At 68.7% G+C, this 26,642-nt stretch carries 24 protein-coding genes; 10 read left to right on the top strand and 14 right to left on the bottom strand.

Annotation, left to right across the window (positions count from 1 at the left end):
• Positions 1–20: 20 nt before the first annotated feature.
• On the top strand, positions 21–1,220 hold the full coding sequence (locus E0H45_RS11665; protein ID WP_131336905.1) for an ROK family transcriptional regulator: 1,200 nt from the start codon (positions 21–23) through the stop codon (positions 1,218–1,220).
• Between the two features lie 22 nt (positions 1,221–1,242).
• Here the strand turns inward: E0H45_RS11665 and E0H45_RS11660 are convergent, their stop codons facing one another.
• Complete coding sequence (locus tag E0H45_RS11660) at positions 1,243–1,839, bottom strand: ParA family protein (protein ID WP_131336903.1); 597 nt, start codon at positions 1,837–1,839, stop codon at positions 1,243–1,245.
• Positions 1,840–2,099: 260 nt separating this feature from the next.
• Between E0H45_RS11660 and E0H45_RS11655 the strand changes: the two genes are divergently transcribed.
• Together E0H45_RS11655 and E0H45_RS11650 are read left to right on the top strand one after the other, a co-directional pair.
• Entirely contained in the window at positions 2,100–2,624 is a 525-nt protein-coding gene (locus E0H45_RS11655) for an RNA polymerase sigma factor (RefSeq protein WP_202872256.1), read from the top strand.
• Entirely contained in the window at positions 2,621–2,866 is a 246-nt protein-coding gene (locus E0H45_RS11650) for a hypothetical protein (protein ID WP_131336901.1), read from the top strand. The genes E0H45_RS11655 and E0H45_RS11650 overlap by 4 nt, the downstream gene beginning before the upstream one ends.
• Here E0H45_RS11650 and E0H45_RS11645 read toward each other — a convergent pair.
• Positions 2,863–3,723: an NAD(P)-dependent oxidoreductase gene (locus tag E0H45_RS11645; RefSeq protein WP_131336899.1), complete on the bottom strand. Its 861-nt coding sequence runs from the start codon at positions 3,721–3,723 to the stop codon at positions 2,863–2,865. The genes E0H45_RS11650 and E0H45_RS11645 overlap by 4 nt on opposite strands.
• Positions 3,724–3,765: 42 nt before the next feature.
• Between E0H45_RS11645 and E0H45_RS11640 the strand changes: the two genes are divergently transcribed.
• Positions 3,766–6,576, top strand: a complete 2,811-nt coding sequence (locus E0H45_RS11640) for an AfsR/SARP family transcriptional regulator (protein ID WP_131336897.1) — start codon at positions 3,766–3,768, stop codon at positions 6,574–6,576.
• On the opposite strand, the gene E0H45_RS11635 is transcribed toward E0H45_RS11640, so the two are convergent.
• The 5 genes from E0H45_RS11635 to E0H45_RS11615 all read right to left on the bottom strand — a co-directional run bounded on the left by E0H45_RS11635 (position 6,554) and on the right by E0H45_RS11615 (position 12,018).
• Positions 6,554–7,507, bottom strand: coding sequence for an ABC transporter substrate-binding protein (locus E0H45_RS11635; protein WP_131336895.1), 954 nt, complete (start codon positions 7,505–7,507; stop codon positions 6,554–6,556). The genes E0H45_RS11640 and E0H45_RS11635 overlap by 23 nt on opposite strands.
• Positions 7,504–9,456, bottom strand: a complete 1,953-nt coding sequence (locus tag E0H45_RS11630) for an ABC transporter permease subunit (protein WP_131336893.1) — start codon at positions 9,454–9,456, stop codon at positions 7,504–7,506. Before E0H45_RS11630 ends, E0H45_RS11635 begins: the two co-directional genes overlap by 4 nt.
• Positions 9,456–10,511: a quaternary amine ABC transporter ATP-binding protein gene (locus E0H45_RS11625; protein WP_131336891.1), complete on the bottom strand. Its 1,056-nt coding sequence runs from the start codon at positions 10,509–10,511 to the stop codon at positions 9,456–9,458. The genes E0H45_RS11630 and E0H45_RS11625 overlap by 1 nt, the downstream gene beginning before the upstream one ends.
• A gap of 115 nt (positions 10,512–10,626) precedes the next feature.
• Positions 10,627–11,085: a group II truncated hemoglobin gene (locus tag E0H45_RS11620; RefSeq protein WP_131336889.1), complete on the bottom strand. Its 459-nt coding sequence runs from the start codon at positions 11,083–11,085 to the stop codon at positions 10,627–10,629.
• Positions 11,086–11,097: 12 nt separating this feature from the next.
• Positions 11,098–12,018 (bottom strand): aminoglycoside phosphotransferase family protein, encoded by a 921-nt coding sequence (locus E0H45_RS11615; protein WP_420323333.1) that lies wholly within the window; start codon positions 12,016–12,018, stop codon positions 11,098–11,100.
• A gap of 27 nt (positions 12,019–12,045) precedes the next feature.
• On the opposite strand from E0H45_RS11615, the gene E0H45_RS11610 reads away from it, so the two are divergent.
• The 4 genes from E0H45_RS11610 to E0H45_RS11595 all read left to right on the top strand — a co-directional run bounded on the left by E0H45_RS11610 (position 12,046) and on the right by E0H45_RS11595 (position 14,922).
• A complete protein-coding gene (locus tag E0H45_RS11610; RefSeq protein ID WP_131336885.1) occupies positions 12,046–12,279 on the top strand; it encodes an antitoxin VbhA family protein in 234 nt (77 codons plus the stop codon).
• A 3-nt stretch (positions 12,280–12,282) separates the two neighbouring features.
• A complete protein-coding gene (locus E0H45_RS11605) occupies positions 12,283–13,062 on the top strand; it encodes a Fic/DOC family protein (protein WP_131336883.1) in 780 nt (259 codons plus the stop codon).
• 60 nt (positions 13,063–13,122) lie between these two features.
• Positions 13,123–13,830 (top strand): hypothetical protein, encoded by a 708-nt coding sequence (locus tag E0H45_RS11600; protein ID WP_131336881.1) that lies wholly within the window; start codon positions 13,123–13,125, stop codon positions 13,828–13,830.
• Between the two features lie 117 nt (positions 13,831–13,947).
• Positions 13,948–14,922: a hypothetical protein gene (locus tag E0H45_RS11595; protein ID WP_131336879.1), complete on the top strand. Its 975-nt coding sequence runs from the start codon at positions 13,948–13,950 to the stop codon at positions 14,920–14,922.
• Here E0H45_RS11595 and E0H45_RS11590 read toward each other — a convergent pair.
• From E0H45_RS11590 to E0H45_RS11575, 4 genes are all read right to left on the bottom strand, one after another.
• On the bottom strand, positions 14,919–15,740 hold the full coding sequence (locus E0H45_RS11590) for a siderophore-interacting protein (protein WP_131336877.1): 822 nt from the start codon (positions 15,738–15,740) through the stop codon (positions 14,919–14,921). The two genes, E0H45_RS11595 and E0H45_RS11590, sit on opposite strands and share 4 nt — an antisense overlap.
• A 70-nt stretch (positions 15,741–15,810) precedes the next feature.
• A complete protein-coding gene (locus E0H45_RS11585; protein ID WP_131336875.1) occupies positions 15,811–16,848 on the bottom strand; it encodes a hypothetical protein in 1,038 nt (345 codons plus the stop codon).
• A gap of 2 nt (positions 16,849–16,850) precedes the next feature.
• The gene (locus tag E0H45_RS11580; protein WP_131336873.1) at positions 16,851–17,885 is read right to left on the bottom strand and encodes a hypothetical protein; all 1,035 of its coding nucleotides are present in this window, start codon (positions 17,883–17,885) and stop codon (positions 16,851–16,853) included.
• Complete coding sequence (locus tag E0H45_RS11575) at positions 17,885–18,931, bottom strand: hypothetical protein (protein ID WP_131336871.1); 1,047 nt, start codon at positions 18,929–18,931, stop codon at positions 17,885–17,887. The genes E0H45_RS11580 and E0H45_RS11575 overlap by 1 nt, the downstream gene beginning before the upstream one ends.
• A 181-nt stretch (positions 18,932–19,112) precedes the next feature.
• Between E0H45_RS11575 and E0H45_RS11570 the strand changes: the two genes are divergently transcribed.
• On the top strand, positions 19,113–21,704 hold the full coding sequence (locus E0H45_RS11570) for an AAA family ATPase (RefSeq protein ID WP_131336869.1): 2,592 nt from the start codon (positions 19,113–19,115) through the stop codon (positions 21,702–21,704).
• A 3-nt stretch (positions 21,705–21,707) separates the two neighbouring features.
• On the opposite strand, the gene E0H45_RS11565 is transcribed toward E0H45_RS11570, so the two are convergent.
• Entirely contained in the window at positions 21,708–22,826 is a 1,119-nt protein-coding gene (locus tag E0H45_RS11565) for an endonuclease (RefSeq protein ID WP_238154913.1), read from the bottom strand.
• Between the two features lie 343 nt (positions 22,827–23,169).
• Between E0H45_RS11565 and cysS the strand changes: the two genes are divergently transcribed.
• Positions 23,170–24,642, top strand: coding sequence for a cysteine--tRNA ligase (gene cysS / locus E0H45_RS11560; RefSeq protein WP_131336867.1), 1,473 nt, complete (start codon positions 23,170–23,172; stop codon positions 24,640–24,642).
• Between the two features lie 6 nt (positions 24,643–24,648).
• Here cysS and E0H45_RS11555 read toward each other — a convergent pair whose 3' ends face one another.
• Positions 24,649–25,767: an aminotransferase class I/II-fold pyridoxal phosphate-dependent enzyme gene (locus E0H45_RS11555; RefSeq protein WP_238154912.1), complete on the bottom strand. Its 1,119-nt coding sequence runs from the start codon at positions 25,765–25,767 to the stop codon at positions 24,649–24,651.
• Positions 25,768–25,770: 3 nt separating this feature from the next.
• A complete protein-coding gene (locus E0H45_RS11550; protein WP_131336865.1) occupies positions 25,771–26,553 on the bottom strand; it encodes a PrsW family intramembrane metalloprotease in 783 nt (260 codons plus the stop codon).
• Between the last annotated feature and the right edge of the window lie 89 nt (positions 26,554–26,642).

The raw sequence follows: 26,642 nt of genomic DNA, 5'->3' as shown, positions 1-26,642 counted from the left end.
CGCGCCGGTAAGTTGTTCTCGTGCCGCTGCGTCCTCATCGTCCACTCCCGTTGGCCACTCCGGCGGGAGTCGAGGTGCTGACCAAGATCCTGACCCAGGGACCGATCCCGCGGGTGGAGATCGCGCGCCGGACCGGGCTGTCGCAGGCGGCCGTGACGAAGGCGGTCGCGCCGCTGATCGAGACGGGGTTCGTCACCGATCAGGCAGCCCCGGCCGACGGCGACGGCCAGCTCGGGATCGGACGGCCCGTCAGCCCGCTGACCGTCGTACCGAGCAGCGTCTCGGTGATCGGCGTCAAGGTCACGCCGACGAGCCTGATCGGTGTCACCACCGACTTCACCGCCGGCATTCTCAACGTGCGGCACGAGGAACTGGACAGCACCGACCCGGAGGCGGTGATCGAGCAGATCGCCGGGCAGGTGAAGGCCCTGATCGCCGCACTCAAGTCCGGTACGGCGGTGGCCGGTCCGCTCGCCGGGATCGGGATCGCGGTGTCGGGCGATGTCGACGCAGCTCACGGTGTGGTGCGGGACTCACCGCTGATGGGCTGGCGCAGCGTCCCGGTCGCGGAGCTGCTCGGCAAACGGGTCCGCGTACCGATCGTCGTGTCGAACGACGTCCGCGCGCTGACCGTGGCGGAGCACTGGTTCGGTGCCGGGGTCAACGCGGACTCGTTCGCCGTCGTGACGATCGGCTCGGGTATCGGGTGCGGGCTCTACATCAACGGCGAGGTGGTGTCCGGCGCGTACGGCGTCTCGGGCGAGCTCGGCCACCTGCCACTCGCGCCGGGCGACCTGGTGTGTACCTGCGGCCGACGCGGTTGCGTGGAGACCGTGGCGTCGTCGGACGCGATCCTGACGCGGACGCGGGAGACCACCGGGCAGGCGGACCTGGATCTGGCCGGTGCGATCAAGTTGGCGCACGAGGGCAACGAACAGGCGCGCGAGGCGTTCGACCGGGCCGGTGAGGTGATCGGTGCCGCGCTGGCCGCGATGGTGAACCTGGTCGGGCCGGAGCTGGTCATGATCGCCGGCGAGGGTGTCGCGGAGTACGACCTGTACGAGGAGCGGATGCGGCGCGCGTTCGCGGAGCATGCGTTCGGAGCGGCCGGGGACTGCCGGCTGATGCTCCGCTCCCACACCTTCGACGACTGGGCCCGCGGCGCGGCCGCCACAGTGCTCCGCTCGTACGTTCGAGGCGAACCACCCCTCCAACGCTGAACGGAGCACTACCGGCGAAGCGTCAGCTGCGAGCGGCGGCGAGGATCTTGCGCCAGACCTTCTTGTAGGACTCGAGGCCGTCGGCCGCGAGCGGTCCGGTCGGCCCCGCGGTGATGGAGACCCGCTCGGGGATGGTGCCCCAGACCGGGATGTTCTCCTCTGCGTACTGCTGCATGGCTTCCTGGTACGAACGGGTGTAGGTGCGCGCCGAGCAGATCACCAGGCCGACCGGGATGTGGTCGGGAACCAGTTCCAGCACCGCCTTGACCCGGGGAGTCTCGACCCCGCCGACCCGCGTCGGCAGGATCACGATCCGGGCCCGTTCCAGCGCCTTGTTGAGCATCCGCTCGTGGGACGGAGGCATGTCGACGATGCCGATACCCTCCGGCGGGACCTTGTCCACCGCCTTGCTCAGCAGGCGCTCGGTCGGCGCCTCCGCGATCTCGATCCGGTTCAGTTGGTCGTCCTCGGACTCCGCGATCCAGTCCGCGGCGCTACCCTGCGGATCGGCGTCGATCAGAGTGGCTGTGCGACGATTGGAAGATGCCAGCGCGGCCAAGTACACCGACGTGGTTGTCTTCCCGACCCCGCCCTTCAGTGCAGCTGTCACGATGATCATGGGACAGAACTTACCCGGTTTTGTCCGAAATCCGGCGTGTCATCGGCGTTGCCCCCCAAGATCGTGATAGTTGCCCCTGGCCCGTGTGTACAAGCTCAACCACACTTCAGCGTGAATCCTTTCGCCCGGCCGGTGCCTCTTACTCCTGAAATCGCACCCGATGAAGGAGCTCACCATGACCGTCACCCTGATCGTCGCGGCCGTCGTCGCCGTCCTGATGCTCGGCACCTGCAGCGTCGTCGTACTGCGCCGGAGGGCCCGTGGCTGACCTCGACGAACAGCTGATCCGCGCCGCCCAGCACGGCGACGTCGACGCCCTCACCGCGCTGGTCGCGGACTCGCATCCGACCGTACGGCGGTTCGCGCGGACGCTGTGCGCGACGCCGGAGGACGCCGAGGACGCGGCGCAGGAGGCTCTGATCATCCTGTACCGCAAGATCGGCATGCTCCGCGCGACGAGCGCCCTCACGTCGTGGATGTTCCGCATCATCCGCAACGAGTGCCTCCGCCGGGCGCGCGCCGTACTTCGGGACCAGCCACTGGCACCCGAGACGGCGGCCCCATCGGCGGAGGACGAGGCGCTTCGCCAGCTGGAAGCGCAGGCAGTTGCCGCGGCCATCGCGCAACTGCCTGCCGACCAGCGCAGCGTCCTGATCCTCCGCGACGTCCAGGGCTACAGCGGCCCGATGGTCGCCAAGGCCCTCGGCCTCACGGTCCCTGCCATGAAGTCCCGTCTGCACCGCGCCCGCAGCACCGTGCGCGAATCCCTGGGAGCTCCCACATGACCTTCGCCAGCACCTCACTGCCCCGGCACCTGGTTCGCGGCGTCATCGGCTTCGGCAGCCTGATCGCCGCCTTCGCCCTGCTGCCGGCCATCGGGCCGGTCAGCCTCCTGCTCCTTCCCGTGACCCTCCTGGCCTTCCGCGGCTGCCCGACCTGCTGGGTCATCGGCCTGATCGAAACGATCTCCCGCGGCAAGCTCCAACGCGACTGCGTCGACGGCCAATGCAAACTGACCACCGCCTAGTTGGGCTTCCGGATCAGGTCGACCAGCGCGCTCAGGCCGTCGGCGCCGTACCCTGCGGCGTCTGCGCGGGCGAACAGTGCGGCCACCGCACCCGGCACGGTGACGTCGAGGCCCGCCTCGGTGAACGCCTGTACGACGTGCTCGGCTCCGACGGCCTGCATGTGGAGGTTGTTGTCACCGCCCTCGTGCGTGCCGGTGTCGAGCGCGGTGGTCAGGATGCGGAGGAAGCCCATCGGGCCGTCCTCGGCCAGGTCGGTGAGCATCGTCGCGACGTACGGGCGTAGCTGTTCGGCATTGCCGACCAGGGTCGCCGAGTAGAAGTAGCTGATCAACGTGGCCCAGAAGATGTTCAGCATGGCCTGGTAGTAGAGCATCGCCTGCCCGGGGTCGGTGCCGACGTGGTCGACCCGGCCGAGCACCTCCAGCGTCGGCTGGTGTGCGGCGACCGCTTCCTCGCTCCCGGCGTAGAACACGTACGAACCGGGCTGGCCGATCCCCGGTGGCGGCACCATGATGCCGCCGGTCACCAACGTCCCGCCGCGCTCGGCCACCCATTCAGTCGCCTTCCGCAACCGCTCCGGGCTGTCCGAGCTGAGGTTGAACAGGACCCGCCCCTGCAGGTCCGCGTCGGCCAGCGACTCGAACATCGCGCCGTAGTCGACCTGACTGATCACCACAACTTTGCTCGCGGCCACCGCCTCGGCCGCGGTCGCCGCCGGTACCGCTCCCAGACCGTCCGCCTTACCGGGCGTCCGGTTCCAGACGGTGGTCGGATGGCCGGCCGCGACGAACGTCCTGGCCATCGTGGACCCCATCGAACCGAGCCCGATCACTGTCACTGCTTCACGTGAACTCATGCACCCGATGCTCGAAGAACCCGCTACGGGTTTACTACGGGTATGTACTTCGGGGTGCTCGGTCCGCTGCTCGTGCGGACGGACACCGGCGTACCGGTCGCCGTACCCGACACGAAGGTCCGGACGCTGCTCCTCGACCTGCTGGCGAACGAGGGCCGGCCGGTCAGTGCGGACCGGCTGATCGACGACCTGTGGGGCACCCGGCCGCCTCGCAACGCGACCGGCACGCTGCAGGCTCGCATCTCCCAACTGCGCACCACACTGGACCGTGCCGAGCCCGGCGCGCGCAGCCTCGTCCAGCACGGCCCGGCCGGCTACACGCTGACCGCATACGTTGTCGACAGCAACATCTTCGAGCAGCACGTTCGGACGGGTCGGCTACGGGAAGCGCTCGCACTGTGGCGTGGACAGCCGTACGCCGACCACGAGTTCGCCCGAGCGACCCGCGAGCACCTGGAGGACCTGTACCTCACGGCGATCGAGCAACTGTCCGACCGCGGCGACGACGTACTGCAGCAGACAACCGCTCTGGTCCAGCAGCGCCCACTCGACGAGCGACTGCACGCCGTGCACCTCAAGGCGCTCTACCGGGCAGGTCGCCAGCACGAGGCGCTCGACCGGTACGCCGAGCTTCGCAAGGCACTGACCGAAGAGCTCGGCGCCGACCCCGGACCGGAGCTGCAGGAAGTGCACCAGGCGATCCTCCGCCACGAGCTCCGGCGCCCGATCTCACTCCCGGAGCCGCTGAACGATTTGATCGGCCGGGACGAAACGCTGGCCGACGCACAACAGCAGCTGGCTGCGAACCGTCTGCTGACGCTGGTCGGTCCTGGTGGTGTCGGAAAGACGCGTCTGGCGTTGGAACTCGGCCGCGGCGCGACCAACGCGCGTCTGGTCGAGCTCGCTCCGCTGCAGCAGGACGACGTACTGGACGCGCTGGCCACCGCACTAGGTCTCCGCGACGAGTCAACCGATCTCCTCCCGCGGCTGCTCGATTCACTCAGCAGCAGGCAGCTCCTACTCATCCTCGACAACTGCGAGCACCTCGACCTGGCAGACCTGGTACGTCGGTTGCTCGCAGCAGCTCCCGGTCTACGCGTACTCGCGACCAGCCGGGAGCCTCTCGGCCTAACTGGTGAACGAGTCCTCGACGTACCGCCCCTGACAGCAGCAGCCGCAGAAGAGCTGTTCCGGGCCCGGGCCGGTGTCACCGACGACGTGACCGCGATCTGCGAACGGCTCGACGGCATTCCGCTTGCATTGGAGCTGGCGGCGACCCGCGTGCGCGCTCTGGGTGTCCAAGGCCTGGCCAAGCGTCTGGACGACCGCTTCCGGTTGCTGACCGGTGGCAAGGGTGGTCCGGAACGCCAGCGCACGCTGCGGGCGACGATCGACTGGAGCTGGGACCTGCTGGACGAGGAGGAGCGCCAGATGCTCCGGAGACTCGCGGTCCAGGCCGGCACGTTCTCACTGGAAGCTGCGGCCGAGGTGAGCGATCTGCCCGAACACCTCCTGCTGGCGCTGGTCGACAAGTCGCTGGTGGTGGCGAGCGGCGGCCGGTATCGACTGCTCGAGTCTGTCGCTGCCTACAGTCTGGAGCGGCTGAGCGAGGCCGGCGAGGAGCCAGCCGTCCGGAGCCGGCACGCGGCGTACTACCTCGCGCTCGCGCGCCAGGCCGACCTGCACGGGCCCGGCCAGCGGGAGTGGCTGCGGCGGCTCGACCAGGAGGCGGTGAACTTCCGGGCCGCCCCGCCCTCACTCGAGCTCGCGACAGCGCTCGCCTGGTACCGGTACCTGCGCGGCCGGCTCGGCGAAGCACGCCGTACCCTCGCCGCCGCGCTCGCACTGCCCGACCAGGAGCCTGCGCTCCGGGCGCAGGCCATGGTCTGGCTGGCGGGCATGGCGGCGACCGACGCTGAGGCCACCGATGTCGCAGAAGCCGGTGAGGAAGCGTTGCGGGCCGTCGGCGACGACCCGCACGCGCTCTGGTTCCTGACCATGACCCGATGGGCGTACGGCGATGCGGAGGTGCTGTTCACCCGGATCAACCGGACGATCGAGGCGTTCACCGAACGCGGCGACCAGTGGGGTCTCGCGGCGGCACTGAGCACCCGGTCGCAGCTGAACATCGTGCACGCGGACCTGGGCGCGATGCGACAGGACAGTTTGCGCAGCCTCGAGCTGTTCGACGCGCTCGACGACGACTGGGGCCGGTTGCAGGCGACGTACGCGCTGATCGTGGCCGCCGAGATCAGTGGTGACTATCCGACCGCCACGGCGTACCTGGAGGACGCGATCCGGCGCGCGGAGGATCTCGGGTTATGGGCGGAGGTCTCGTTCCGGACCGCCGGCCTGGGCCGGATCGCGCTGCTGACCGGCGACTACACGCGAGCCGACGAGCTGCACGAGCGGGCCCGGCAGCTGGCGATCGAGCAGTCCAACAAGTCGGCCGAGGAGTACGCCGAGGTCGGCCTCGGCCTGACCGCCCGCCGCCAGGGCCGCCTCGACGACGCCGAGCGACACTTCACCAAGTGGCTCGACTGGCTGACCCAGGTCGGCGGCAGGCCCGGCATCGCGTTCATCAGCAACCAACTCGGCTACATCGCCGAACAACGCGGCGACCTCATGACGGCCCGCACGCTGCACCAGCGCGCCCTGGAGCTCGCCCGCCAGTTCGGTGACCAGCGGGCGATCGCGCTCGCTCTCGAAGGGCTGGCCGGCGCGGCCGAGGATCCCGGCCGCGCCCTCGACTTACTCGCCGAAGCAGCAGCGCTACGTCAGCAGATCGGCGTACCGCTGCCACCGGGTGAACGCTTCGACGTAGATAGAGCTACTTCCCGAGCCAGGCGTTGACCTTGGACTGGTTGTCCTTCACCCACTTCTCGGCCGCTTGGTCAGGGGTGAGCTTGTCCACGGCGATCATTCGGGCGACGGCGTTCTGGTCCTCGTTGGTCCACTTGAAGTTCTTGACCAGGTCGTACGCCGGGCTGCCGGAGTCGGCGAACTTCTTCGAGACGATCTTGTCCAGGTCGTACGGCGGGTAGTCGCACGCCACCTTCGCGGGATCCGTGTCGCAACCGGCCTTGTACGCGGGCAGGTTGATCTTCACCAGCTTGACCTCGTTGAAGAACCACTGCGGCTCGTAGAAGTACGCGAGCAGCGGCCGCTTGTTCTTCTCCGCGTCCCGGAACGCCTGGATCAGCGCGGTCTCGCTGCCGCTCTGCACGACCTTGTAGTTCAGCGCCAGGTTCTTCACCAGCGCCTCGTCGTTGGTGACGTACGACGGGTCGCCGTCGAGCAGCTGCCCCTTGCCGCCGGACTCCGACGTCTTGAAGAGAGCGGCGTACTTGTTGAGGTTCTTCCAGTCCGTGATGTCCGGGTACTTCGCGGCCATCCACGGCGGCACGTACCACCCGATCACGCCTTTGACCCCGGTGGAGCCGGCCTCGACCGCGACCTTGTCGGTGGTGATGTACTTCTTCTTCAGGTCCTCGTGGCCCCAGTTCTCCAGGTTCACGTCCACCTCACCGGTGGAGAAGCCCTGCCAGGCGATCTCCTCCTTGAGGTTCTTCTTCACCACCGTGCAGCCGAGGTCCTTGGTCGCGACGTACGCCACCACGGCGGCGTTCGCCTCGTACCCGACCCACGGGCTCACGGTCAGGTTGAACGTGCCGCAGTCCTTCCCCCCGGCCGCCGGCTTGTCCGCGCCGACCTTCTCCCCACCGCACCCGGCCAGCGCGAGCGCGACCGCCGTCAGCACACCGGCGTACCGGAGTTTCTTCACCGCTTGTCTCCTCTGTTTTGGAAGTTCTGAGTACGGCGGGCCGCCGCCTGGGTGATGCGGTCGAGCATGACGCCCAGCAGGACGATAGCCAGCCCAGCGGCCAGCCCCTTGCCGTACAGCTCGCTCTGCGCGAAGCCGGCGGCCACGTCGTACCCCAACGCGCCCGCGCCGACCAGTCCGCCGACGACCACCATCGACAACACGTAGATCAGCCCTTGGTTGACCGCGAGCGTGATCGCCCGCCGGGCCACCGGCAGCTGGACCTTGCTGATCACCTGCCAGGCGCTCGACCCGACCGAGTTCGCCGCCTCGACGGTCGCGACCGGCACCGCCCTGATGCCATCCGCAACGATCTTGGTGGTCACCGGTACGGCGAACACCACCGCGGCCGCGATCGCCGTGAACCGGCTGGTCCCGAACAACGCCAGGAACGGCACCAGGTACACGAACGGTGGCATCGTCTGCCCCGCGTCCAGCACCGGCCGGATCCAGGTGTCGACCCGACGGTTCCGCCCGGCCCACACGCCGAGCGCGAGCCCGACGGCCACGACCACGACCGTCGCGAGCAACGTCGACGCCAGCGTGACCATGCTGTCCTGCCACACGCCGGTTGCCACCAGCAACACGAGGCACACCGCCGCGGGGACGGCGCCCCGCCAACCTCCGAGTACGGCGGCCAACGCGACGACGACCGCGCTGACGAGCCACCACGGCGACCCGGTCAGGAGCCCCTCGAGCGGGTTCAGCAGACCGATCGTGACCGCGTCCCGCAGGCCGTACGTGAACCCGCCGAAGACGTTGTGCACCCAGTTGGTCACGTCCGTGGCGACCACCGCGATCCGCGAGCCCACGTTGACGTCCGACGGGAACTCGGCCGCCCACACGTAGGTGCGGGAGAACCAGATCGCGACGAGCACCGCGAGCGCGCCGACGCCGAGCAGGACCTTCCGCCGCACACTCGCCGTACGCCACGGCCGGTCGCCCGCCGCCGTCGTGACCCGGTCGAGGACGATCGCGATCACCACGATCGCCAGACCGGCGTTGAACGCGACGCCGACGTCGAGCGTCTGCAGCGCCTTCAGCACGGTCTGGCCGAGGCCCGGGGCGTCGATCAGCGCGGCCACGGTCACCATCGAGAGCGCCGCCATGATGGTCTGGTTGATGCCGACGACAACGGTCGACCGCGACATCGGCAGCAGGACCTTCAGCAAGGTCTGACCACGGGTCGAGCCGAGCGAGCGCGCCGCCTCGACACTCTCCGGCGGCACCGAGCGGATCGCGTGCGCGGTCAGCCGGACCGCGGGCGGCGCAGCGTAGATCAGCGTGGCGATCGTCGCCGCGGCCGGCCCGATCGCGAAGAACAGCGTCAACGGCGCGAGGTACACGAACGTGGGCAGCGTCTGCATCAGGTCGAGCACCAGCGTCGCGACCCGGAACGCCCGGTCCGACAAGCCGGCCCAGATTCCGAGCGGGATCGCCACCAGCAACGACAGCAGCACGGCCGCGACGGTCAGCGCGAGCGTGTCCATGCTCTCCTGCCACAACCCCTGCAACCCGACGAAGGCGAGCCCGGCAGCGGTGAGTACGGCGACCTTCCAGTTGCCGAACGCCCACGCACAGTACGCCGCGATCGCAACCACCCCGAGCCACCCGATCACCGGGACCGGCCGGTCGAACGACGGCTGCGAGATGACGTTCTGGAGCAGTACGACGAAGTGGTCGACCGCGATCCGGATCGCGTCGAAGAACACGTTGCCCTGACCGACGCCGTCGCGGTGTTCGGTCAGCCAGCGATGCAGCGGGGTGGTCTCCTGCCCGCCGAGGACGAGCGTGTCGATTCCGCGCAGGACGAAGTACGCCGCGACCCAGACGACGAGCAGCACGCCGACGATCACACTGCGCCGAGGCCGACGTACCTCGACCTCCATGTCGCTCGTGATGGCGGCCATCAGTTGTCCGCGACGACGGCGAGGATCTCCTCGTCGCCGATCACACCGAGCAGTGTGCCGTTCGAGACGACCTTGACCGGCCGGTCGGCCTCCAGCACGAGGCGGGTCGCCTCGCGGACCAGGACGTCCGGACCGAGCTCGGGTCCGTCCAACGGCTCGCCGTCGCGCGGTCGCCGGGCGATCCAGCGCAGGGTCAGTACGTCGGCCCGCTGGACGTCGCGGACGAACTCGCGCACGTAGTCGTCGGCCGGCGCTCCGACCAGCTCGTCGCCGGTGCCGAGCTGGACCGCAGCGCCGTCGCGCATCAACAGGATCCGGTCGCCGAGCTTCAAGGCCTCGGACAGGTCGTGCGTGATGAACACCATCGTCTTGCCGACCTCGCGGTGCAGCCGGACGACCTCGGTCTGCATCTCGCGCCGGATCAGCGGGTCGAGCGCGGAGAATGGCTCGTCGAACAGCAGTACGTCGGGATCGTTGGCGAGCGCCCGCGCCAGGCCGACCCGCTGCTGCATGCCGCCGGACAGCTGCTCGGGGTACAGGTGCTCGTTGCCGGACAGACCGACCAGGTCGATGACCTCCTGGGCGCGGCGCCGCCGGTCCGGCTTGCTCTCGCCGCGGATCTCCAGGCCGTACGAGACGTTGTCGATCACCTTGCGGTGCGGCAGCAGCCCGAAGTGCTGGAACACCATCGAGAACTTGCTCCGTCGCAGCGCACGCAGCCGCTTCTCGTCGGCGGCGCGCAGGTCCTCACCCTCGAAGACCAGCCGCCCGGCGGTCGGCTCGATCAGCCGGGTCAGGCACCGGACCAGCGTGGACTTGCCCGAACCGGACAGCCCCATCACGACGAACACCTCACCGGGTGCGACGTCGAAGCTCAGGTCGCGAACTGCCGCCGTACAGCCGGTCTTCGCGTACAGGTCCGTGCGATCGAGGGCCGCGAGCTCCGGCCGGCGCGGAACCCGCTGGGCCTTCGGGCCGAACACTTTCCACAGGCCCTGCACGGACAGCAGCGCGTCGGAATCCTGAAGGTCGGGGTATTCGAGCTGAGCGGTCACAGGTAAACCCTCGCATCCCCGCCGGCAGACACAACGTGAACCGGGACTCTACCCAACCCGCAGTTCGCCGAAGCAGCGCCCGTCCCCGCCGGACCTGGGCCCTGCGTACCTGACCTCAGGGCTGGTACGGCGGCGCCTCGCCCCAGCCCCAGTGCGGAACAGGTGCCTTCGGTGGCGGGGTCGCACCGGGCTGGGAGTTCGCCAGCGCGATCCGTGTGCCCCACTCGACGTACGCCACGAACGCTGACCGGAACTCCGGGTCGTCCGGGAGGCCGGCCGGGTCGGCGCTGCTCGCGATCAGGGCGGCCCAGCGCGACCGCTGTTCCTCGGTCAGCTCGAGGTTCAGGTGGTGCGACAGCATCGCCGGGTAGCCCCCGAGCTCGTCGGTGTACCGGCTGTGGCCGCGGAACACCTCACCGAGCCAGATCGCCACGTGCTCGCGGTGGTTCTCGCTCATGTGCGCGAAGACCGGTGCGAGGATCGGGTCCTCGAGCACCTGGTTGTAGAACACCTCGGTCAGCCGGCGCAGCGCCTCGTGCCCGCCGGCCCACTCGTACAGCGTCGGAGTAGTCACGTAATTATGTAATCACACGAACAGGGCATCCGAGACCGCCTTCAGCTCCGCCTCGATCCGGGTATCGCCATCGGCGGTGAACCACAGCACGTTCTGCAGGATCCGCCCCGCCGTCCACCCGAGCGCACGATCCCGGTCGATGCCGGTCACCTCGAGCATGAGGTCGAACCGGTCGCGGATCGCTTGCGACAGGTCGCCGGTCGCCACCAGATCGTCCCACCGGTTCCACACCGCCGGCATGAGTTCGAACGCCGGGTCGCCGGCGAGTGGCTTCGGGTCGATCACCAACCACGGCTGCCGTTTCGCGGCCATCACGTTGTAGTAGTGCAGGTCCCAGTGCAGCAGGCGGTCACCGGGCTCCGGCAGCAGCTCGGTCACCTGCGCGACGTACCGCCAGGTCAACGCCTGTTCGGCCGGGTCGGCCAGCATCGGGATCACGCGGGGAGCGTCCTCGATCATCCCGGCGGCGATGTCCGCGAGGTGGCGGATGCCGGGTGGGGCGGGTACGGCGCTCAGGTGGTTCAGGAGCTCGGCCAGGATCAGGGTCGCCTCGACGTGATCGGGATGGTCGTCCAGCGTTCGCGGTTCGAGCCGTTCCAGCAGCAGTGTCGACGTTTCCGGATCGTCCTCGAGCACCTCGACGACGTCGTCGTGGTTCCAGGTCCGCAGCGCCAGCGCCTCGCTCTCGGATTCCTCGTTGACGCTCTGCAGCTTGAGCATCGCCGCGGTCCCGTCCCGCCGTGCGACGGGGAGGATGAGCGACGCCTCGCCGCTCAACGGGTCGCCGGACACGGCCAGCTGCCACTCACCGACGTACCGCTCGACCGCCGCGGGCAGCCCGGCCAACCAGTCGGGCGCTTTCTCGCTGTGATTCCGGACGAGCCTCGCGGGAATCTCGATCACCCTCGGCACAGTAGGTGATTCGAGGTCGATGCACCTGGATTTTCGTAGACTGGGGGCATGGCCGACGAGCTGGACATCGAGAAGCGCTGGCCCGAGCTGTTCGTCCCGCTCGACGACGTGCAGCGGCGTGCCGTTCTGCAGTCCTTCGCCAACGCCTGGCACGAAGGCTGGGAACCGAACCGCGAGGACGTCGAGAACCTCGCCGACCGCGCCCGCGGCGTCATCGACCAGGATGAGTACCTTCGCCGCGCCGACGCGGCCGCCCGTCGGCGCGCCGCGGACCAGGGCTGAGCGATGGCACAGGACCCGTATGCCTACCCGCCGCCCCACGAGGACACGCTGCAGAACAAGTTCGGCGAGCGTGACAAGGACAAACTGAAGGACAAGGAGTACACCGCGGCGGCGGGCCGCCAACTCCAGCTGGAGTCCGGCGAGGTGGAGATCCCGCGGACGTACGACGCTCAGCACGTGCAGGCGATCCACGCGCACCTCTTCCAGGATGTCTACGAGTGGGCCGGCCAGCGCCGGACGGTCGAGCTGCACAAGAGCGGTCCGGGCGGCTTCGCACCTCTGGGTCAGATCGACCGCTACCTGGCCGATGCCACCAAGATGATCGAGTCCGCCGACTGGCCGTCGATGGACCTGGACCAGTTCGCGGAGAAGGCCGCGGAGGTCCACGCCTATGTGAACCAGGCTCATCCGCACCGGGAGGGCAACGGGCGGGCGGCCAAGGTGTTCATGCAGCAGGTCTCCGAGCTGTCCAACTACCAGCTCGACTTCACCAAGTGTCCGCCCAACGCGTGGAACCAGCGGTCGATGCTGACCGACCCGGACCTCGGCAAGTACGAGCCAGTGCCCGACGAGATGGTGCCGGTGTTCAAGCACATCGCCGAGGAGCGACCGGGCGGACCGACCCAGACCCTGATCTCGTCGGAGTTGAAGGAGGCCCGGCGGGTCGCCGGGCTCGATCCGAGCGAGGCGCCGGCCCGGACCACGCGAGCAGAAGGCACTACCGGCGCCCGGCGCGGGAGCTCGGCCCGAGGCCGCTCCGGGCAATCGACCGAGCGGAGCTGAGGCGATCAGCAAGCCGGGTCGCCAGTAGGCGCTTCGGCGGAGATGTGCTTGGGTTTTGCCGTGGAGAGCAGGCATCGGCGGGTCCAGCGGATCGTGGCGGCGACGTACTTGGGGATTCCTCTCGTCCTGCTGGTGGTGGTCGCGTTGATCGCCGTGACCGGTCCAGTGGCGGCGTGGATCGGGTGTGTGGTGCCGGTCGCGATGCTGGTGATCGGCTTCGTGCTGCGGCGGCGGCATCGGTACCAGCCGCGGTGGTGGCTCGGCGTCGCAGGGTTGTTCGGCGGTCTCACCGGTCTGACAGTGACGCTGTTCCCGTTGGCAGTCGGGGTCTGGTGGCCGGCGATCCTCGCGCTGCCCGGCCTGATCCTCGGGATCATCGGCGGACTGGCCCTGGCGCGAGCGGCCGACCGTGCACTGCTGGTCCCGTTCGTCCCCGAGCTCGCCGGTACGCCGTACGAACTGGTCTTCCGGCTCCGTGGCATCCCGCTCGCCGCGGTCCTCGTCGGCGCGGACTCGGTCACCGTCCAGTCGCACCCGGTCCCGCGCGCCGCGCACCAGTTCCGCACCTATCCGCTGACCGCGATCACCGGCACATACGAGTTCTCGCTCTCGGGTGCGGAGCGGCTGCGGTTCCCGATCGCTGTGACCCACGCGGTCGCCAGCCAGGGCCCGGCCGTGATTCTGCAGGCGAACGGCGAGGACTGGGTCCTCCCGACGAACCAGGCCGGCACGCTCATCGACGTACTCACCGAACGCCGGGGTAGTTGAGGTCTAGTCAGGTTCTTCACAGAGTGTCACTCTGCATACATGTGGGGGCACAGAGTGGTTGCGGCGCTTTTGGCGTCGGCAGTGGTGGGGACTGGGATCACAGCAGCTGATGCTGCGGTGGATCCCAAACTGACGGTCACGAGCGTCACAGCTGACCGAACGACGATCGCGGTATCGGGACTGAACACCGTCCCGGTGAAGCTGACCGTCGCGGCGAAGTACGACACGACCAACCCGGACGACAACAACCTGGTACTACTCGTGTACATCAAGCGGATCAGTGGCACCGGCCCGATGACCGAGCTGCTCTCGACCGATCTGCCACGCACCTCGGGCACGGTGCAGAACGGGGTCTGGTCCGGCCCGGTGCACATCTCGTCCACCGCGAACGGGACCTACAAGGTGTACGGCGTCTCGTACGGCCCGTACTTCACCTGGCAAGCGGGCGGGATGCTGCCCGACCCGACACCCGTCGACGGCCCGACCCTGACCATCACCGGCACGCACCAGCCGAAGGTCACCGCCAAGGTGACACCGGCGGTAGTGCCGTTCGGCCCGAACTACACGATCACCTGGGCGATCACCGACCGCACAACCGGTAAGCCCTACGGCACCCGCGTCCGGGCCATGCTCGGCGTCGACAACCAGTGCGCCGAGGAAGCCGGCGGGGTCAACGTGCTGACGACGACCGCCGGTCTGATCACCCACTCGTACCCGTCCAGTGACGGCGAATGGGGCAACTGCCTGCGGATCAAGAGCACTCCGCTCGACATCACCGGCCTCGGTCTCCTCGTCATCCGGCCCGGCGTCGTGTCGGCCGTGCCGTCCAAGGCGAGCGCAGCCGTCGGCACGGTCGTGCCGGTCAACGGCCGCGTGCTCGGCCCGCCGATCAACTGCCCGGTCCTGCTGCAGCGCTTGTACGGCGCTTCGCAGTGGAGGCAGGTCAGCACCGCGAAGGTGCGGCTGAGCGGACGCTACACAGTGTCCGCGCAGCCGGCGTACAAGGGTCTGATCCCGTACCGGGTCTACTTCCCGGCGTGCGGCCGCTACCTGACCGGCGTCAGCCAGGTGTTCTACATCCGAGGGCTCTAGGAAGATTGCTGGCGGGCGGTTTCAGCCTTTTCCGCCTGCCAGCCGTCCTCGTTCTTGCCGATCCGCCAGTAGCCGGACAGCGAGACGTTGCCCCGGCTGAGTCCACGGGTCTGGAACAGGTTCTTGCGGATCCGGAACACGAAGCCGGCCTCGCCGTGCACGAACACGTGCGGCGTACCGTCCGGGAAGTCGAGAGCTTCGACGGCCGCGACCAGACCGTCGCCGCGCTCACCGTCGGCGGTCGCGCGGTGGAACCACTGCACGTCGGCCTCGCCCGAGCCGCCGAACTTCTGCTCCTCGGTCTCGTCCGCTACCTCGATCAGGACGGTCGCGCGCGCACCCGGCGGCAGCTGCTCGACCGCGGCGCCGATCGCCGGCAGCGCGCTTTCGTCACCCACGAGCAGGTGCCAGTCGGCCGCTTCGTCCGGCGTGTACGCACCGCCGGGGCCGTTGAACCACAGCACGTCACCAGGCTGCGCCGACGCCGCCCACGGACCCGCGATGCCCTCGTCGCCGTGGTGGACGAAGTCGATGGTCAGCTCCCGCGTCGCCTCGTCCCAGCTCCGGACGGTGTAGGTCCGCATGGTCGGCCACTGCTCGGCCGGGTACGTCTCCCGCACCACGCCCATGTCCAGCGGCTCGGGGTACTCGACGCCGTCCTTGCAGAACAGCAGCTTCACGTAGTGGTCGGTGAAGCCGTTGTCGGCGAAGTCGTCGGAGGTGAGCACGACCCGGATCATGTGCGGGGTGATCCGCTCGGTCCTCAGGACGACAGCGCGTTTGCAGACGCGGTTACGGCGGGGTGCGGGGCTGGTCACACGACCACGGTCCTCTCGGGCGGATAAGTTAGGTCAACCTAAGTAAGCCTAACTCACCCGCCCGAACAGGTCAGGTTCCGCGGATGGAGAACACCTTGCTGACGCCCGCGACGTACGGACGGCAGGCGGGGAAGTAGACCCGGTAGGGGATCAGCCCCTTGTACGCGGGTTGCGCGTTGAGCGTGAACCGCCCGGACGCCCGCACCGCGGCGGAGCCGACGGTCCGCCACTGCGAGGCGCCGTACAAGCGCTGCAGCTGGACCGGGCAGTTGAACGGCCCGCCCATGACCGAACCGTTGACCGGGACGATCGTGCCGACCGGTGCGCTGGTCTTCGACGGCGCCGCGGACACGATGGCCGGCCGGGCCGGGACGAACGAGAGCCATCCGTTCGCGTCCGGAGTGCCCGGAAGCAGCAGGCAGGTGATGGGGGTGATCGACACACCCGGATACGCCTTCGTCACGACGCCGTTGGTGTCGGTCGTGTTCGTGTACTTCGGCCCGAAGTACTCGACGCAGCCGCTGTTGGTCTGGAGCGCGACCCGGATCCGGCTGCCGTACGGTTTGCCGGTCTGCGCGTCGCTGACCGCCCACTTGATCGTGTACGGCTGGTTGAACGGCACCACCTTCGGCGTCACCACCGCGGTGATCTTCGGCTGGTGCGTCCCGGTGACCGCCAGCGACGGACCGGCGTACGGCGTCGGGTCGGTCATCGGCGGGCTGGGCGGGAAGAACGGGCCGGTCATCACGCCGGTGACCTTGAAGGTGCCGTTCGCTGTCGACGGGACGTTGAGCGGTCCACTCCAGGTGCCGGTCGTCTCGTTGCGGATCAGGTTCGTGGAGAACAACTGCCGCAGCTGGCCGGTACCGCCGGTGCGTTCGAGGATCACGTTGACCGGCACCTTCGCGTCGGTCGACGAGCCGGTGTCGTAGTTCCCCTTCACCGTCACCGTGATCGGCACGGTGTTGAGCCCGCTGACCGCGACGCCGGTCTTGTTCAGTGTCACGGACTCGATGTGCAGGTCCGGATCCGGCGCAGCCTGCGCTGCGGTCGGCGCGACGAGCAGCGCCAGCGGAGCCGCGAGCAGTGCGGCCAGCAGGCGTCTCACGATCACAGCCCCCGGATGTAGAAGGCCTTGCTGACGCCGGCCTGGTAGTTGTAGCACTTCGGGAAGTAGACGCGGTACGGGATCAGGCCCTTGTACGCCGGTTGCGCGTTCAGCGTGAACTTTCCGCTGTAGGACCGGATGTTGCCCGCAGGGCTGACCGTCCTCCACTGCGTGGCGCCGTACAGCCGCTGCAGGTACACCTTGCAGGCGGACGGCGCGCCCTGGACGACGCCGTTCACCGGGACGATCGTGCCGACCGGTGCGCTGGTCTTCGACGGCGCCGCGGTCACGATGCCGGGCCGGGCGACGTTGAGTCCCTGTCCGCCGATCGACGACGGATTACCCGGCAGCAGCAGGCAGTTCACCCATTCGGCGTCCGAGGCCGGGTAGGCCTTGGTCACCACACCGCTGGTGTTGGTGAGGTTCGTGTACCCCGGGCCGAAGTACTCGGCGCAGGTGTTGTCGGTCCCGAGGACGACGCGGACCTTGCTGCCGTACGGCTTGCCGGTCTGCGCGTCGGTGACCGCCCAGGTGATCGAGAATTTCGAGCCGAACGGCACCACCTTCGGGGACACCGACGCGGTGATCTTCGGCTGGTGCGTCCCCGTGACCGCGAGCGACGGACCGGCGTACGCCGTCGGGTCCGTCATGCTCCCGCTGCCCGGGAAGAACGGACCGGTCAGTACGCCGGTCACCTTGAACGTGCCGTTCGCCGTCGCCGGGACCTGCAGCGCTCCGCTCCAAGTACCGTTCGTGAGCCGCGGCAGGTTCGTGGAGAACAACACCCGCTCCTGGCCGGTGCCGCCGGTCCGCTCGAGGATCACGTTCACCGGCGTGTTGGTGTCGGCGCCGTACGTTCCCTTCACCGTCACCGTGACCGGCACGGTGTTGAGTCCGCTGACGGCGACGCTGGTCTTGTTCAGCGTGATCGAGTCGATCTTGAGGTCGGGGTCGGGGGCAGCCTGCACCGCGGCCGGGAAGACGGCCAGCAGCAGCGGTGCCGCGAGCAGCGCAGCGAGAACTCGGTTTCTCGTCATCAGGTTCCTCGGATGTAGAACGTCTTGCTGACGCCCGCGACGATGTTGTGGCAGGTCGGGAAGTAGGCCCGGTACGGAATTAGGCCCTTGTACGACGGTTGCGCGTTGACGGTGAACCGGCCGGACTGCCGCACCGCCGCGGAGCTCACAGTCCGCCACTGCGAGGCGCCGTACAGCCGCTGCAGTTGCACAGAGCAACTACCCACGCGGTAGACCGAACCGTTGACCGGGACAACGGTCCCGACCGGGGCGCTGGTCTTCGACGGCACCGCGGACACGATTGCCGGATGCGCGACGAACAGCCACTGGCCGGCGACGTAGTACGGGTCGGCGTAGACGTGCGCGCAATTCATCGCGCCGCCGTCGTACGCCGTGTACGACTTGGTGATCAGGCCGTTCGTCCCGGTCTTGTACATCGGGCTGCCGCCCTCGGCGCACGGTGTGTCGACGCCGAGGCCGATCGGGATCCGGCTGCCGTACGGCTTGCCGGTCGCGGTGTTCGTGACCGCCCAGGTGATGGAGTACGGCTTGTCCCACGGCACCACGCGCGGGTTCACGGACGCGGTGATCTTCGGCAGGTTCGTGCCCTTCACCGTGATCGTCTGGCCCGAGTACGGCGTCGGGTCGACCGGGGTCCCCGGGTCCGGAGCGCCGTACGGGCCGGTCATCACGCCGGTGACCTTGAACGTGCCGTTCGCGGTGGACGCGACGTTGAGCCGGCCGGTCCAGGTCCCGTTCTGGACCGTGCCGCCGGTCCGCTTCAGGTCGGCGGACACGATGCTGTCCCGCGGTCCGGTGCCACCGGTGCGCTCCAGGACGACGTTGAGCACCAGGCCGGCGTCCCCGGGCTCGCTGGAGTTGTAGCCGCCCTTGACGGTGACGTTGATCGGGTACGTGTTCAGGCCGGACACCGCGACCGAGGTGCGGCCCAGGACGACCTGAGAAATCGTCAGATTCGGATCCGGGTCGGCCTGCGCAGCACCGACGGGCAGCAGGCCGGCCAGGGGTACGGCGAGGGCCGCCGCGAGCACTCGTCCGATTCTCATGCACTGAGCGTGACAGCGGTACAGGCCGCTTCCAAGCATTTCGGCTCAGGTGTGCGCGATCGGGTCGCCGGGTGTAGACCGGTTGCCGCGAGCCCGTGATTCAACTTCCGGGAGCCGACTGTTAACCGGTAGGTAACTCACCGAAGGTGTCGGGGACCGCTACGGTCCGCACGCTGTCCCCATGAGCCAGGTCTTCGGAGCGGACGGGCACCCGGCGTACCTGATCACGCGCAGGGACCAGCTCGGTGCGCCGCTCTCGTTGAGCGGCGTGCTGCCGGAGAGCAAGGCGATCCTTTTCCAGGGCGCGCCCGGTATGGGCAAGACCACCGAACTGAACCGGGTGGAAGATCTGGCCGAACTCCACGGCTGGACCACGATCAGGGTGACCGCCTCCGAGAACATCCCGCTCGAGCACCACCTGACCACCGCGTTCCGGAAGAAGCTCGACGACCTGCAGGACCGGTTCGGCAAGCGCCAGGTACGCGGCCTCAGCAAGACGGTCCGTGACCTGACCGAGAGCGGCCGCAACACCCGGTGGGGGTGGGAGGCGCGGCTCGGCGGCGGCCCCGTTCCGGTCGAGTTCGTCGGTAAGCGCGAGAAGGACACCACCGCGCACGACAAGCTCGGCACCACGCTGAACGACTTCGCCGACGAGCTCGGCCGGATCGCCGGCCACGAGAACGAGCCGATCCTGGTGCTGATCGACAAGATCGATGCGGCGTCGGAGCACGATCAGGCGGGCGTGAACGACCTGGCGATCCATCTCGAAGAAATGGATCGCCCCGTCTGGCTGGTCGTCGCCGGCGGCACGAAGTCGACGAGTTCGCTGATGCACGCGTCCCGCCGGATGTCCGGTATCGCCACCACGATCACCAACCAGTTCAGTGTCCGCGAGCTCGAGCCGCTGTCCGACGCGGAGCTGGCCGTGTCCCTGACCAAGCCGCTCGACGACGCGGAGATCCCGTACGAGTACGGCGGCATCGACGTCCTGGTCCGCGCCGCCAACGGCAACCCGAGCCAGTTGCGGAAGTTCGCCCTGGCCGCTGTCGCGATGCGGGACCCGGAGCGCGGGATCACGGCGGCGGCTGCGGAAGCGGCGACCGTCAGGGTCTGGACGGACACGGAACACAGCTACCAGAGCAAGTGGAACCAGCCGGAGACCACGCACGCCCAGAAGGATCTCCTCGCCAGGGTCGCGGCGCAGGGAACGAACGGTCTGTACATGCCGCCCGAGACCCGTCCGGAGCTGTCGGACGAATGGCAGCAGGTCGACAGGGCGCGCCAGGAACTGGTCGCCCGCGGAATGCTCCGGGAGCATGACGGCCAACTCGTGACGATCCCCGACAAGGGGCTCCGGGACTGGCTCAACCAGCACCTCGACCAGACACCGGCACCGGCCCGCGGACCCGAAGTCGGCCGGCCTTCGGCCAACCTGGCGCCGGTGCACCTGGCCGGGGACCGGGCTGCGGTCAACAGGGTGTTCGGCACGTCCGGTCAGCTCGTCGAGGAGATCGACCGCAAGGACAAGCACGGCCGGCCGATCTCGCTGGACCAGCGACTCCCCATCGGAACCACAGTGCTGTTCACCGGACCTCCCGGCATCGGCACCAGCCAGGAGCTGAACCGGACCAAGGCTCTGGCCGACCGGGAAGGCTGGATCACGATCCGCTTCAGCGCTTCCAGACGCGAGTCGGTGGAGGCCAGGATCATCCGCGCCGTCCAGGACCAGCTGGACACCTTCAAGCGGCGGTACCCGGCCGACCAGGTCAAGGAGCTGAAAGAGATCCTGAACCGGATGGCAGTCCGGACCAAGAACTCGATGAACACCGCGCAACTCCGGGCCGGCCTCGCGCCCGGACCGAAGATCGGCGTCCACCGGGCCTGGGAAGGCGTCACGAAGGACTCCGTCGGTCGAACCCTGAGCGAGCTCGGCGAACAGCTCGGCAAGATGGCCGGGCCACGCCGCGAGCCGATCGTGCTGATGGTCGACAACCTGGACGCCGCGACGGACAGCGATCTGGCCGCCCTGACCGGGCTGTCGGCCACCCTGCACGAGAACCGGAAGCCGGCGTTCCTGATCACAGCGGGCGGCAACCAGATGGAGTCCCGGCTGCTGTCGGCATCAGGTGGTCGCTCCGGGACGGAGACCGAGCTGAAGCTCGACGTCCGCGAACTGGTGCCGATGAATGACGACGAGATGCGAAAGGCACTCGTCGTGCCGCTGTCCGAATCCCAGATCCGGTGCGAGCCGGGTGCCGTGGACAAACTGGTGGCAGGCGCCCAAGGGCACCCGAGCAGGTTGCGGACGCTGGCCGGCGCAGCCCTCGAGCTCGTTCAGCCCGGCGAGAACACCATCACCACCGAGGTCGCCGTGACCGCGGCCTCCCGGCTGAACACGCGATCCCAGGCGCTGTACGCCGCCGCCTGGCGCAACTGCTCGGACCATGAGATGGCGTTGCTCGCGAAGACCGCGGCCCACGGGTCCCACGGCGTACCGATCCCGTCCCGGACCGCGAGTCCGGATCGCTGGGACCTCGACGACGCGTCCAAGGCGCTGATCTCACGCGGCCTGCTGACCCGCACCGATTTCCGGATCCACGTCACCGACCCAGGCTTCCAGGACTGGGTACAGACCCGGCTCGGCACGTCCACCGCGCTGTCCGGCATCGCCGCGCCGGGCAGGCCGCAGGCGCAGCTGACGACGAGCGGAGGGCGGACCGTAGACCACCGGCCCGCCCTCGGCGCCAAGCACGACGTACAGCCGAACCGCTGATCCTTACGGCCAGATGGAGGCGACCCACTCCGGGTGGTCGATGAACGGGTTCCGGTTGTGCTGGAACTGGCTGTAGATCGCCTCGTTGCGGTTCTTCTCGAACGTGTCCGGCGGGTCGGCCGCGGCCCAGGCCTTCAGCACCGAGACCTTGCCGATGTACGGCGCGGTGCCGTTGCTGACGGAGTCGTTCAGCTCGAGGTTCGCGAACCCGTCGTCGCCCTCGTACCGCACGGCCATGTAGAAGATCATCCGCGCGACGTCACCACGGACGGCCGCACGCGGCGCGAACGAGTCCGAGTCCGCCGTACAGCCGGTGCACTGGGCGACCGACGTACCGCCGTTGTCGAAGTCCAGGTTGCCGCGGGCCGAGTTCACCGTCACGTCCTCGGGGCGGAGGTGGTGGATGTCGGTGCCCGGACCGGTCGCGGTGCCGAAGTCGCCGTGCGACTTGGCCCAGACGTGCTCGCGGTTCCAGTCGTCGGCGTCGCCGCCGTTGAGGCTCTTGCTGATCGAGCGGCCGGAGTAGATCTCGATGACGTTGCTGCTGTTGTTCGGGTCCTGGTCGGTGACCTTCAGCGCCTCCCAGACCTGGTCGTACGTGAGCTTCGTCTGGCTCGAGATGATCGTGTGCAGCGCGGACTTCAGCGCCGGCCCGGTCTTGCCCTCGGCGCCGGCGTAGTAGTCACCCGGATCGGGGCCCGGGTCCGTGCCGCCACCGCCGGTGAAGGCGGTCGCGTTCTTCAGGCCGGGGTGCGAGAAGTACGCCGCCAGCGAGCCGGTGACGGTGATCTGCTTGCCGAGCAGGCTCGGGTTGCTCTGCAGTCCGTACGACGCGCGGAACGCGGTCGGGATCTGGACGTAGAGCATCGACGACGTACTGGTCTGGGACGCCGAGTCGGCGAGCGCCAGCGCGTAGTCGTTCGGGAAGTTGCTGCGGACAACGGTGCTGGTGGCGGTCGGCTGACCGACCACGTACCCGGTGACCGCAGCGGTCGAACCGTCTTGGCGGCCGATCGCCGTGGCGACCGTGATCGAGGTGGCGGCACTGGACGGCGTGATACCGAAACCGAGCAGTGCCAGTACGGCGGTGACGAGCAGCGCCGGACGCAAGAGTCGGGACACGGCTACTCCCAGGGGCGGTTGGGGACCGGACGCAGGTCAGTCTGCCCAGCTTCCCGAGCCGATGAACCTCCGGCGTGCAAACACTTGATGAAGAGTTGAACCGGTGGGGCGATGAACGAGTGAGTGCCGTTCACCACCCCACCTGGGTGAATGGGCCCCCATCAGGCCGAGACGCACAGCCGCAGCCTGCTCTGCCCACGCACCAGCGAGGCGCTACTGGCGGGCAGCACCTCACCGTCGAGGTCGGCGTGGCGGACGCCGTTTACGGACCGTACTCATTTCAGCACGCATTGTCCATGGCTCGCGTGCGCCATCTCACTCTCCGACCGGTAGCATCGCGCGAGTGACCGTGTTGAGGCCGTTGCGGCTGTTCAATTCACTCGGACGCCGCGTCGAGGACTTCTCGCCGGCCACGGACGGCATCGTGCGGCTGTACAGCTGTGGTCCGACGGTCTACAGCTACGCGCACATCGGCAACCTGCGCGCCTACACGTTCGCCGACACCTTGCGCCGGGCGCTGCTCTGGAAGGGGCTGCAGGTCGAGCACGTCATCAACATCACCGACGTCGGCCACGCGGTCGCGGAGGCCGAGCTCGGCGAGGACAAGCTCGAGGTCGCGGCCGCCCGGGAACGCCGCTCGGTCGAGGAGATCGCGGCGATGTACACCGAGGCGTTCTTCGCCGACCTGACCGCGCTGAACATCCTGCCCGCACAGCACTATCCGCGCGCCACGCAGTACGTCGAGCAGATGATCGCGTTCGCGGAACGCCTGGTGGAGCGCGGCTTCACCTACGAGATCGAGTCCGGGCTGTACTTCGACACGTCGAAGGACCCGACGTACGGGCAGCTCGGCCTGATCGACGTGAGCGGGCAGCTCGAGGGCGCCCGCGTCGAGGAAGTGCCCGGCCGGCGGGCGAAGACCGACTTCGCGCTGTGGCGCGCGGAGGCTCCGGGGCAGCTGCGGGCGATGCGCTGGAACTCGCCGTGGGGCTGGGGAGCGCCGGGCTGGCACCTCGAGTGCTCGGTGATGAGCATGCTGCTGCTCGGTGAGCACTTCGACATCCACACCGGCGGTGTGGACCACCGGCAGTTGCACCACGTCAACGAGATCGCCCAGAGCGAGGCGTACCTCGGCGACGGGCAGCCGTGGGTGAAGTTCTGGCTGCACAACGAGTTCCTGCAGCTCGGCTCGGCGAAGATCTCGAAGTCGGCCGGTCACATCCTGACCGTCAGCGACCTGGCCGAGCAGGGATTCCATCCGCTCGCGTACCGGCTGTTCCTGCTCGGCGGTCACTACCGCGCTCAACTCGAGTTCACCCTGGCTGGACTCGACAGCGCCCAGTCCACGCTGCGCCGGTTGGTCCGCCGTACGTCGTCTCTCGGTCAGCTGCCGCCCGTGACCACGGCGGACGAGGCTCGCGCGGCGGCCGGTGACGACGCCGCGGCCGTTGCGGTGATCGACCAGATCGACGACGCGATCAGTTCGGACCTCAACACACCACGCGTCCTCGCGTTGCTGCAGGACTCGCTGCGTGGTCAGGCACTGTCCGAGCAAGGGCAGCGGGCGATCGTGGCCGCGTGCGCCGCCGTACTCGGGCTGCCGTTCGGCCAGCTCACCCCGGCGGACGTCGAGCCGGCTGCGACCGGTCTGCCGGAGCTCGACGAGACCGCAGTCGAGCAGCTGGTCGCGGACCGCGAGGCCGCTCGGGCCGCTCGGGACTGGGCCCGTGCCGACGCCCTGCGTACCGAGCTGACCGGGTTGGGCGTTCAGGTCACAGACACCGCAGACGGCCCGACCTGGACCCGCGTCGGCTGATCACCTTCACCTCCGCTTCTCCAGCCAGTCGGACCAGACCGCCAGAGCCTCATCCGGGCCACTCCGGCCGAGCCCGACCCGGAAGCGATCCGTCGGGGTCGTGGTCAGCTCGGACGAGTAGATGCTCGCCGGAAGCAGCAGTACGCCGGCGTGCTCGACCAGTTCGGCGCACATGGACTCGACACCGTCAGCGCCGAGGTAGCGCGGATAGCACACACATCCGCCATCCGGCGCGGTGAACTCGAACAACTCCGGATAGCGCCCGAAGAACTCCTCGAACATCGGCAGATTCCGCGCGACGACGCCCCGATTGCGCTCCAGGATGCGGTCCCGGGCACGCAGTGCGATCAGCGCGAGGACCTCACTCGGCCCCGCGTTGCAGATCGTGGTGTAGTGCTTCGCCCGTTCGAGACGATCCAGGACGGTACGGTCGCGGCAGACGACCCACCCGATCCGCAGGCCCGGCAACCCGTACGCCTTCGACATCACGTTGAGGGAGATCGCCGTACCTGAAAGATCTGTTGCCTGAGGCAATGGGTCCGCTTCGAGGCCGCGGTAGACCTCGTCGGAGAACAGGATGATGCCGCGCTCGTCGCACAGCTGGACGAGTCGCGACCAGGCGTCCGGCGAGGGAAGCGCGCCGGTCGGGTTGTTGGGGAAGTTGACCGACACCAGCCGGGTGTTCGGCCGCAGAGCGGCTGCTATCGCGTCGACGTCGAGTGCCCAACCGTCGCCTGGCCGCAACGCCACCCCGGTCACCTCACACACCGACAGCGGGATCGTTTCTGCTGCCTGGTAGTTGGGGGTCAGCACGACGGCGTGGTCCGTGGGCTCGAGCAGCGTTCGCATCGCCAGGTAGATCGCCTCTTCGGCGCCCGCGAAGCACAGGACGTCGTCGGCCTGAGCCGCGGAGTACGTCGCTGCGATCGCCTCGCGCAGCGCCGGCAGACCCCGGGTTTCCGTGTAGCCGAGCGCCAGCGACGCCCACCGCTCGCGGCCGTCGTCGTCGGCCATCGCGAGCAGTTCGGACATCGGCAGCGTCTGCGCGTCGGACGCGGTCAGGTGGTAGCGCGCGCTGAACTCCCAGCGCGCGAAGTATGTCTCCAGGCGGAAATCAGGCAGCACGATCTAGACCGTAGCCGGTACCTCAGCGCGCTGGGCGCGCCGGAGGCCGTAGAGCAGGAGGCCGATCGAGATCGCGCCGACCACGGCGTACGTGATGCGGCCGCCGATACCGTCCCAGGTGGAGTGCAGCGCGACGGCCAGCGCGTACATGCCGAGGAAGCCCGCGAACCGCTTGCCGGTCGGCTCGAGCACGAACCGCCACAGGCCCCAGCACGCCAGACCGGTCCAGGCCGCGTGACCGGCCGGGGAGAGCAGCCCGCGGATGAACAGCGTCTGCTCGGCCGCGCCGACGTTCCCGTTGGACTGCAGCAGCGCGACGAACGCGTAGCCCATCGTCTCCAGTACGGCGAACCCGGTGCCGACCGCGACCCCGATGACGATCCCGCGCCCGATCGACGTCCGGTACCGGTGCCCGAAGAACACCACGAGGATCGCCGGTACGACGAGCTTGGCCGCCTCCTCGATCAGCCCCACCCCGACCATCGGCAACGTCCCGAGCCGGCGCATCGCGTCGTACTCGAGCAGGCCCGCGACAAGGACCCCGACCACACCGCCGAACAGCAGGCAGCCGCCCAGCGTCGGCCCGTCGATCAGCCAGCGCCCGGACCGGCCGGCGGCGAACGTCACGAACGTCAGCGGTACGACGAGTGCTCCGAGCAGGATCATCGTCGGGAACAGGTTCGGGTTCCCGGTGTCGGTCAGCACGGCCAGGACGGCGAGGTAGAGCGCGCCGCCGATCACGAAGGTCCCGAGCCATCCCCACCTGCGAACTGCCTTCGCGCTCATGCCTCAGATGGTGCCGGGCCTGGCGTGGTTGCGCCATGTCGCAGGGACGGCAGTGATGGACAGGGCGGATTGCTGTGACGTGATTGCAA

Origin of the sequence: Kribbella soli (assembly GCF_004331345.1) — a bacterium.
Classification (GTDB): domain Bacteria; phylum Actinomycetota; class Actinomycetes; order Propionibacteriales; family Kribbellaceae; genus Kribbella; species Kribbella soli.
This window is presented reverse-complemented; position numbering and strand designations above follow the sequence as displayed.